This is a genomic window from Parasedimentitalea nitratireducens (assembly GCF_057444295.1).
On record NZ_JBYAXC010000028.1, the window covers coordinates 1 to 9,330 of the forward strand.

At 53.6% G+C, this 9,330-nt stretch carries 8 protein-coding genes and 1 pseudogene; 8 read left to right on the top strand and 1 reads right to left on the bottom strand.

Annotation, left to right across the window (positions count from 1 at the left end; genetic code table 11):
- Nucleotides 1-386 precede the first annotated feature (386 nt).
- Nucleotides 387-947: pseudogene (locus tag AC2T28_RS24680) on the top strand (transposase); the annotation flags it as partial.
- 226 nt (nt 948-1,173) lie between these two features.
- Here AC2T28_RS24680 and AC2T28_RS24685 read toward each other — a convergent pair.
- Nucleotides 1,174-2,109, bottom strand: coding sequence for a MurR/RpiR family transcriptional regulator (locus AC2T28_RS24685; RefSeq protein ID WP_486751260.1), 936 nt, complete (start codon nt 2,107-2,109; stop codon nt 1,174-1,176).
- A gap of 189 nt (nt 2,110-2,298) precedes the next feature.
- On the opposite strand from AC2T28_RS24685, the gene AC2T28_RS24690 reads away from it, so the two are divergent.
- From AC2T28_RS24690 to AC2T28_RS24720, 7 genes are all read left to right on the top strand, one after another.
- On the top strand, nt 2,299-2,820 hold the full coding sequence (locus AC2T28_RS24690; RefSeq protein WP_486751261.1) for a TRAP transporter small permease: 522 nt from the start codon (nt 2,299-2,301) through the stop codon (nt 2,818-2,820).
- Nucleotides 2,817-4,100, top strand: coding sequence for a TRAP transporter large permease (locus AC2T28_RS24695; RefSeq protein WP_486751262.1), 1,284 nt, complete (start codon nt 2,817-2,819; stop codon nt 4,098-4,100). The genes AC2T28_RS24690 and AC2T28_RS24695 overlap by 4 nt, the downstream gene beginning before the upstream one ends.
- A 30-nt stretch (nt 4,101-4,130) precedes the next feature.
- On the top strand, nt 4,131-5,171 hold the full coding sequence (locus tag AC2T28_RS24700) for a TRAP transporter substrate-binding protein (RefSeq protein ID WP_486751263.1): 1,041 nt from the start codon (nt 4,131-4,133) through the stop codon (nt 5,169-5,171).
- A gap of 92 nt (nt 5,172-5,263) precedes the next feature.
- Nucleotides 5,264-6,730 (top strand): M81 family metallopeptidase, encoded by a 1,467-nt coding sequence (locus AC2T28_RS24705; protein ID WP_486751264.1) that lies wholly within the window; start codon nt 5,264-5,266, stop codon nt 6,728-6,730.
- Nucleotides 6,727-7,782, top strand: a complete 1,056-nt coding sequence (locus AC2T28_RS24710) for a D-TA family PLP-dependent enzyme (RefSeq protein ID WP_486751265.1) — start codon at nt 6,727-6,729, stop codon at nt 7,780-7,782. Before AC2T28_RS24705 ends, AC2T28_RS24710 begins: the two co-directional genes overlap by 4 nt.
- A gap of 6 nt (nt 7,783-7,788) precedes the next feature.
- Nucleotides 7,789-8,703, top strand: coding sequence for a sugar kinase (locus tag AC2T28_RS24715; protein WP_486751266.1), 915 nt, complete (start codon nt 7,789-7,791; stop codon nt 8,701-8,703).
- Nucleotides 8,700-9,098, top strand: coding sequence for a RidA family protein (locus tag AC2T28_RS24720; RefSeq protein ID WP_167682288.1), 399 nt, complete (start codon nt 8,700-8,702; stop codon nt 9,096-9,098). Before AC2T28_RS24715 ends, AC2T28_RS24720 begins: the two co-directional genes overlap by 4 nt.
- Nucleotides 9,099-9,330 lie beyond the last annotated feature (232 nt).

A 9,330-nucleotide genomic window follows, 5' to 3' on the forward strand; every position in this document is an offset into this window, starting at 1 on the left:
CCAACCTCTCATATCAATAAGGAAATTGAATCAGTCAGACATCCCTAAATCAACAAGAGTTTTTCAACAGAATAGGCCCATACCAGACATTCGCCGATACGGTCCGATGCTGCGTCCGCGCCTCGCTTTGCTGCCGTTTGCCGTAATAGCAAATTAGGCTCAAGTTCAAGGTCAGGAATGCGGACTAAACGGTCATTCAACTGAAACAGTCAAACGACCGCTTTAGTCCTTATTTGATTATGCTGAACTCGGGTCAGCGACATTATCTAAGACACGTTCGAGGTGCCAGATTTTGGAAACGATCTGCCAGCCTGCCTCCCCTTTTACAAACCGAGGTGATCGACAAAGATCGCGGCATAAGGAGTAACAAGGGCGGAATGTGTATACAGCGCGGTTCCCAGTCAATTTGGTTTGATGCTGTGATGATTTTGGAAGCCGAACCTTCTGGTCGCCGGGGATGGCGCAAGCTTATAGCGACGCTGCAGTTCAAACGTGTCTGACCTTTAAGATTCTGTTCAGCTAGCCTCAAAAGGCAAACGACAGGGTTTGTAGAAAGCCAACTTGAGCTGATCGGGCTGAGCTGGGCGGTCCCGATTGCAGTACCCTGTGTCACCGCCAGAAATCCTTAGTGATGAACATTCCATATCGTGGCCCAGGAGGTCCTCGGCATCACTTGATTGACAGTACAGGCATCAAGGCAGAAGGCGAATGGAACATCCTCTGAGTGAGGGATAAATGAGAAAACCCTGGAAATAAGTACCCCTAAGATCACAAACAGCAACATCGGTGAAGCACCTACATTACCTGATCTACCCGATCAGATCCCACCCGACCAAGAGATTGTCAGTATCACCGGGGACGGGGCTTACGACACGTGCAAATACCGCGACGCCATTACAGCCCATAGTGCCCATACTGTCATTGGGCCACGCGACAACTCCCTGCTGTGAAAACCCGACACCTCCGGAGCCAAGGCGCGAAACGAAGCTGTCCGAGCATCAACGTTTCATGCCACTTCCTTCTAAGTGCCAACAGTCTGTTATCAATCATAAATCTCAAGTCAAAGTGGCGCGCATCATTTGCAATCTGCAGGGCCTGTTAGGTTTGTTATGGTATATAAATATGGCTTACAGGCACTCCTTTCGCTTGGCATTACCATTGTTTTAATTGCCTCTAATCTCCCAGTGGCTGAGGCCCTGTTCTGCCGTGGTATGCGGTCAGGGAGGCCCTTATACGTCGCAGGTTCTCGGTTGTTTCATGCGCCATTTCCTGGGCAACTGATAAAGCAAGAGCGTCGACAATAATCATGTGAATATACCGCGAAGCAGTCGGCTTGTGGATATCCCGATCCTCTGGGAGATCGACCAGTATTGGGATCGTGCAAGCCTTTGCAAGCCGAGTACCAGGCTTGGTTATGCAGATTGTCGTGGCTCCGTAGCTGCCGGCTATTTCGGCGGCGCCGACAATGGCGTCCGCTTCGCCACTGGCAGAGATTAAACACAAAACATCACCCGCCTTAAGTGTCGCCGCACGCATTTGCAGAATGTAGCTGTCGCTGGTCGAGAAAGACGGAATGCCCAGCCGGAAGAACCGGTTGGCCGCTTCTTGTGACACATTCGACGAACCACCACCTATGCCAGCAAACAACAAATGTCTTGTATTCAGCAAAGCGGCTTGTGCTTGCGCAAGTGCGGTTGGGTCAATCTGTTGGCGCATCACGTTTGCCGTTGCATAGATTGCACCCAGAATCTGATCAATTGCCGTATCGCCACCTGTCGCCACGGGCTGTGAAACCGCCGACATATATTGCATGCTGACCGCCAGATTTTGCGCCAGCCGAAGCTTGAACTCGCGAAACCCGTCACAGCCCAGCGTTCTGCAAAACCGGATCACTGTAGGAGTGCTGACTTCGCAATACCCTGCCAACTCAGCGATTGTCATCGCGCTCACGTCTTCAAGATGCTCCTTGACGTAATTGGCCACCTTTTGCTCCTGCGTAGCCAGGTTTCCGTCGTGCCGGTGCAGAGCCGAAATAACGTCGGCAACCCCCGAGCGCCCTTTCTGCGGCGGAAGGGGCAAAGATTCGGATTCGGTGTTGTTTGATGTCACAGCAATCTCCAATGGCGATAAGAGGAAATGTAATTTAGATACATATGATGGTCAAATTGATAAAAAATTCCCATATGCCACAAGTAATTGGCCTCCATAATGTAACTTAGTAACAAAAATCGGTTGATCTCACGTCCGAAGTACACTTAAATGTACCTAAATTACACATTCGTTCAGGGGAGGGAACCGATGCGTAACTGGGCTGAAACAACCAGCGCCAAGATCAACACGGTAGTCGAAGCCATTGTCGCAGCATTGATGCTCGCCTTGGTTCTTGATGTCTGGCTGGGGGTAGTGGACCGTTACCATTTTCACTGGCAATTGCCCTGGCCCGAGGTTTTGGCCCGCTACCTGATGATTTGGGCCGCAATGCTGGCGGTTTCGTCTGGTGTTGCACGACGCGATCATATTGGACTGACAGCTTTTATAATGGTGTTGCCATATAAGCTACGTCGCATGGCCCTGATCTGTATGGATCTACTTGCGCTTGCCCTGTTTCTATATGTTGCTTGGTTTGGCATTCAGTTTGCCCAAAGTGGCGCACCACGCCATGCGATGATTTTTGGTGCGAGTCTTGCGCCTTTCTATGCAGCTATTCCAGTCGCGGCATTTCTTTCTTCTCTGCAACTCGTCCTTGTCCTGCTACGCGATATGGGCGCGCACATCGACAATCCTCCGTTTTCTGATCATCTGGAGGAAGAACTGCCATGATCGTTGCCATCTGTTTTGTCACCCTTGTCCTGTTTGGCATGCCAATTGGGTTTGCGATTGGATTGGCCGGAGTTGTTGGCCTGATTGAAATGGGCGGAACCCAGTTCCTGCAGATCGGTCCCAGCAAGATCTTTAACGGGCTGAATATATTCCCCTTTCTTGCCATGCCGTTTTTCATTCTGGCGGGTGAAATCATGAACGACATCGGCATCACCAACCGGTTGGTCAAACTGGCGCAGGTTTTAGTAGGACGATTTCGCGGTGGATTGGCGCATACCAATATGCTGGCGTCAGTGTTCTTTGCCGGCTTGACGGGATCTGCCACTGCAGACGCCGCAGCCTTTGGCCGCACTTTGGTTCCGGCCATGGTAGATGAAGGATATAAACGCGACTATGCCTGCGCCGTAACTGCTGCTGGATCGATCATTGGGCCGACTATTCCACCTTCGGGATTGATGGTTGTTTATGGCTCGCTGATGGGCGTTTCCATTGCAGGGCTGTTTGCTGCTGGCGTTCTGCCTGGTCTTGTCATCTGTCTGGTTTGCATGGGCGTTATCGCCATTGGTGGTAAACGCGAAAACTTGCCCAAGGCCATTCGCGGCGCAAGCCCACGTGAAATCTGGAACACCTTTGTCTCATCCCTTACAGCGCTAGCCATGCCTGTGATCATTCTGGGCGGCATTCTGGGCGGCATCGTCACGCCAACCGAGGCGGCATCAATTGCCGTGGCCTATGCCCTGTTCATCGGCGTTTTTGTCTATCGCACACTAACGCTCAGGGGCTTCTACGGAATGCTGGTGCGCACTGCGCGGATCATGGGGGTGATTTTTGTCATCATCGCCTTTGCCGGCATTCTTGGCTGGTGGATGAGCTTTGAACGCATCCCACAACTGATCGCCGAAACGGTGCTGGGCCTGTCCGACAATCGCTACGCCGTAATCGCGATTATCATTGGTTTGCTGCTTGTCGTTGGCATGGTGATGGATATCACCGCGATCCTGATCATTCTGGCGCCTGTATTGGTGCCACTGACCGAACAGGTCGGGCTCGAGCCGATCCACGCGGGTATCATCTTTGTCCTGGCGCTCAACATCTCGCTGATGACGCCCCCGGTCGGGGCCTGCCTGTTTGTCCTGTCCTCGGTCACTGGTGAAAGACTGGAACGCATTTCAATTAAGCTGATGCCGTTCCTGATCGCCGAGGTCGCCATCTTATTTGCCTTTGCTTTCTGGGAGGACGCCGCTCTCTGGCTCCCCCGTCTGCTTGGCTACGCCCAATAATCAACAACTAAAAACCAACTGGAGGAAACTATGAAAACAATTATCAAAGGTTTGGCCATTGCCGCGACAATGACAGCCAGCAGTGCCTATGCGGACGGCGGCGTGATCAAGTTCGGCCACGACAACAAAACCGACCCGTTTGAAAACCCGGCACATGCCTGTACAGCCGTGTTCTCGAACATCGTCACCGCCGACACCAACGGCTCTGTTTCAGTCGAAGTTTTTGGCTCTAACCAATTGGGGTCAGCGTCCGAGCACGTCCAGCAGGTGCGCGATGGTATCATTCAGGCAACACTGACATCCACAGGTGCTTTGGCCAGCTATTACCCGCGTATTGACGTGCTGAACCTACCATTTGCTTTCGACGGTAACGCATCGACCTACGAGGTCTTTGATGGCGCATTTGGCAAAGAATTGGCGGCAGATATTGAGGCCGAACTGGGTGATGTGGTTGTGCTGGGCTTCCCGGACACAGGTGGTTTCTTTGCAGTGACCAACTCCAAGCACGCCATTGCCGATCTGAAAGACTTTGACGGCATCCGCATTCGTACAATGACCCTGCCGTCTCACCAGAAAATCATGCAGTCGCTGGGTGCCGAAGCCTATCCGTTGTCCTGGGGCGAAGTGTATTCGGGTCTGCAGACTGGCGTGATTGACGGTCAAATGAACCCGGTTCCAATCATTTCTTTTGCCAACTTTGCCGAAGTTCAAAAATACATGACGCTGACCAATCACCTGTTCTCGCCCTATACCTTTATGGTCAACCGCGCGTTCTACGAAGGTCTCAGCGACAGTGAACAGGCGACCCTGCACACGGCCGCCGAAAACTGCGTTGCTGCAAGTCGCGGACTATCGCGCATCATTGAAGCATCGGATCGTGGACTTGCTGGCCTGATGGATCAGATCGAAGTGACCGCTCTGTCAGCAGATCAACGCGCTGCCATGGCCGGCGCTGCCCAGCCTGCATTTGAGGCGCATGTCGCTGAAAACATGGATGCCCGTGCAGGCGAGCTGTTGAACATGTTCAAAGCCGAAGTGGCCGCTGCAAATGCAGCTGCATACCTCAACTAAATCACTCCCACCTCACCTGCGTTTGCGTGGGTGGGGACACGGGCAGGTGTTTTTGGAATGCCTGCCCACCTTTCTGACTAAAGGATCGAAATATGCGGGTCTTCTGCGCCTCGGTTGCGACCGAAACCAATACGTTCTCGCCTTTGCGCACCGATTTCTCAGATTTCTCGCAGAGTTTTTACGCCGCTCCGGGGCAGCATCCAGAAACACCAACCCTGTGCAGCGCGGTCTTTCCTGCCTTGCGAAAACGCGCCCAAACCGGAGAGATCGAGCTCATCGAAGGCACCGCCACCTGGGCTGAGCCCGGAGGTCTGGTCAACGCCAGAACCTGGACCCGGTTGTGTAATGAAGTGTTGGACCAGTTGCGCGCTGCTTTACCTGTTGACGCAGTTGTATTGGGACTTCACGGCGCCATGATCGCTGATGGCTGCGTTGACTGTGAAGGGATGCTGATCGAAGCCGTTCGCAAAATTGGCGGGCCCGACACCTGTATCGGAGTTACCTTTGACCCGCACAGCCATCTTAGCGCGCGCCGCGTCGACAACGCGGATATCATCACCGTGTTCAAGGAATTTCCGCACACTGATTTTGTTGAAACCGGCGAGGCCTGCGTTGATTTGACCCTACGTGCAGCACGCGGGGAAATATCTCCGGTTTTGTCCGTATTCGACGCGCACATGATTGACGTGCTCCCCACCAGCCGTGCACCTATGCGTGGCTTCGTGGATAAAATGCTAGCCCTCGAGGCATCCGGTCAGGCGCTGTCGATATCCACCATTCACGGTTTTATGGCCGGTGACTCACCCGATCTTGGGGCCAAGATCATCGTCATTTCGGATGCGGATAAAGCCGCGGGCGACACATTGGCACGTGATTTGGGCATGGAATTGTTTTCATTTCGCGGAACCACCAAACCGGATTTCCTTAGCGTTGAGGATGCACTGGCCCAGGCACGCGACGCCAAAGATGGACCGGTGGTGATTGCCGATGTTTGGGACAACCCCGGTGGTGGAGTGGCAGGAGATTCCACCATCCTGCTACGCGCCGCGCTGGACATGAACATGAGGTCAATGGCGCTTGGCACCATCTGGGACCCGATGGCGGTGCGGTTGTGTCATGCCGCCGGAGAAGGGGCCGAACTGGATTTGCGTTTTGGCGGAAAAACCTCGGCATTTGCAGGTGCACCAATTGATGCAACCGTTACCGTGATCAAAGTCGTCGAAGATGCGGTGCAAAGCTTCGGTACTTCTATCGTTCCATTGGGGGATTGTGCCGTAGTTCGCGTTGGGGGCATCGAAGTGGTGTTGAATTCCAATCGTTCGCAAGCGTTTTCTCCAGATCTTTTCACCAACTTGGGCATCGATATTGGCTCCCGCAAAGTGCTGGTTGTGAAATCAACTAACCATTTCCACGGCGCTTTTGCCTCTGTCGCGGCTGAAATACTCTATGCTGCCGTCAATGGACCCTATCCCAACGACCCAACCCAAACCCGATACACCCGACTAACGCGCCACTTGTGGCCTATCGTTTCGGCCCCATTCGAAATGGAAACAGCATGACATTTTCCGAAATCGACACGCCCGCCGTACTGGTTGATCTGGATATCGCCGAAGCGAATATTGATCGTTTCCAGGCCCATTGCGATGCCCATGGCCTAAAGCTGCGCCCACATATCAAAACCCACAAACTGCCGATGATCGCCAAACGGCAGATCCAGGCCGGTGCAATTGGCATCACCTGCCAAAAAATCAGCGAGGCCGAAGCTATGATTGCCGAAGGTGGTATCGACGATGTTTTGATCACCTTTAACATCCTTGGTGATCAGAAACTTCGCCGACTGCGGGCGCTCGCCGACAAGGTAAGGTTGAGCGTTGTGGCCGACAATGCTGAAACCGTTGCAGGGCTCGCGAGGGCATTTGCAAATGCAAAGTCGCTGCTGGCTGTATTGGTTGAATGTGACACCGGCGGCGCGCGTTGTGGGGCTATGACACCCCAAGCCGCCAAGAACCTTGCCCTGCACATCGATGCACAGGACGGGCTGAGTTTTGGTGGGCTGATGACCTATCCACCAATTGGTCAGGAAGAAACTATACAGGCTTGGCTGTCTACAGCCAAAGACATGATTGAGTCCAGTGGACTGGATGTGCCGGTGATTTCAAACGGCGGTTCCCCAAGGATGTGGCAGGCTCAGGATGTTCCTGTGGCCACCGAATATCGCATTGGCACCTATGTCTATAACGACCGCTCACTTCAGGAGCGCGGCGTGTGTAGCTGGGACGATTGCGCGCTGTCGGTATTGGTCACTGTCATTTCAGTCCCCGCGGACAATCGCGCAGTGATTGATGCCGGAAGCAAGGTTCTGACCTCTGATCTGCTCGGGCTGGACGGTCACGGTCACGTTCTGGGACGTCCCGACATCAAGGTCGCGGGCCTGTCCGAAGAACATGGGGTGCTGACCGCAGATGCAATTGACCTGAAAGTTGGCGACCGCCTGCGGATTGTTCCAAACCATGTTTGCGTTGTCAGCAACATGCTGGACGAGGTCCAACTCATCCGGGGGGAACAAAGTCTTGGGCCTTGCCCCGTGCCCGCCCGCGGCAAGGTTTGGTGACGCAACATGTGTAATCTTCTCTGTCTTGGAGAACCGCTGTACGAGCTGAATTCCCTGCCTAATGGCACCTTTAAACCCGGTTTTGGCGGCGATGTTTCAAACGTCGCTATCGCTGCGGCTCGGCAAGAAACAAGCGTTGGGCTGATCTCGCGGGTTGGTGATGACCCCTTTGGTGCCCAGCTTTGCAAACTTTGGCAACAAGAAGGGGTCAGTACAGACCATATTACGGTTATGTCGGGACAAGAAACTGGTCTCTACTTTGTTTTCCACGACGACGATGGGCACCATTTTGTATATCGGCGTAAAGGATCTGCTGCCAGTCGAATAACAGCAGATGATGTTCCCGAAACTGCGATTTCTCAGACGCAGATGTTGTATTCATCAGGCATTAGTCTTGGGGTCAGCACCTCGCTGCGCGCGGCAACGTTTCATGCGGTCGCGATTGCAAAGCAAAACGGTGTAAAGGTAGCCTTTGATCCCAACCTACGCACCGCGCTTTGGTCATTGGAACAGGCCCGCACCGTAACCCATGACCTTATGGGCCAATGCGACATTGCCTTGCCCGGTTTGGATGATGCACGACAGTTGACCGGGTTGCACAGCCCACAGGACATTATCGCCTTTTATCACAATTTGGGCGCGCGCATCGTTGCGCTGACACTTGGTGCCGACGGGGTGGCGGTGTCTAGCACTGACGGGAACCGCACGATCTCCGGAGCCCAAGTGGATGCCAAAGACGCAACCGGTGCAGGCGATTGTTTCAATGGCATTTTCCTGGCCAACTATTTGCGGGACGGCGACATTATAAAGGCCGCTGAAACCGCCAACCAGGGCGCTGCCCTTTCAACCATGGGTTATGGTGCTGTTGATCCGATCCCTTCCAAATCCACACTCGAGCAATCAAAGGACTATCAGAAATGACGAGTAAGAAAATTGAGCGGCTGGGCGACGATCGCACTGGCGCAGGTGGGCAAGCGTTGCCATTTGCACCTGCAGTACGGGCAGGTGATTTTGTCTTTATTTCGGGGCAAGTCGCCATGAAGGAAAATGGCGAAATCGAGGCCGGTGGCATCGAAAGCCAAACCCGTAAGACGATGGAAAACCTGATCGCGGCCTTGGCGCTTGCAGACTGTACGCTAGAGGATATCGCTAAGGTTGGTGTCTGGCTGGATGATCCCCGTGATTTCTGGACCTTCAACCGGGTGTATGCCAGTTATTTTCCCAACGGCGGACCAGCCAGGTCCACCGTACGTTCGCAGATCATGGTCGATGCCAAGGTTGAGATCGACGCAACGGTCTACAAGCCGCTGGATTAATCCGTAGCTTACTAAGAGTGGCGGAAACATATGGCCCGAGAGCTAGACAGTTTCCGTTATCTTTTTAGATGGCGGGGAGCGTCAGAATCGCCCTACGTTTGTGGGATTCATCTTGTCGGCAACTGCTGCGCATGTCGCATCTTGCACCCTCATGCTCTCACCACCGTAGTTTGCAACGCGTTGGGAGTTCGGTGGGGATTCCGCTGTCATGAAAACCCGCGCAGTGACCAGG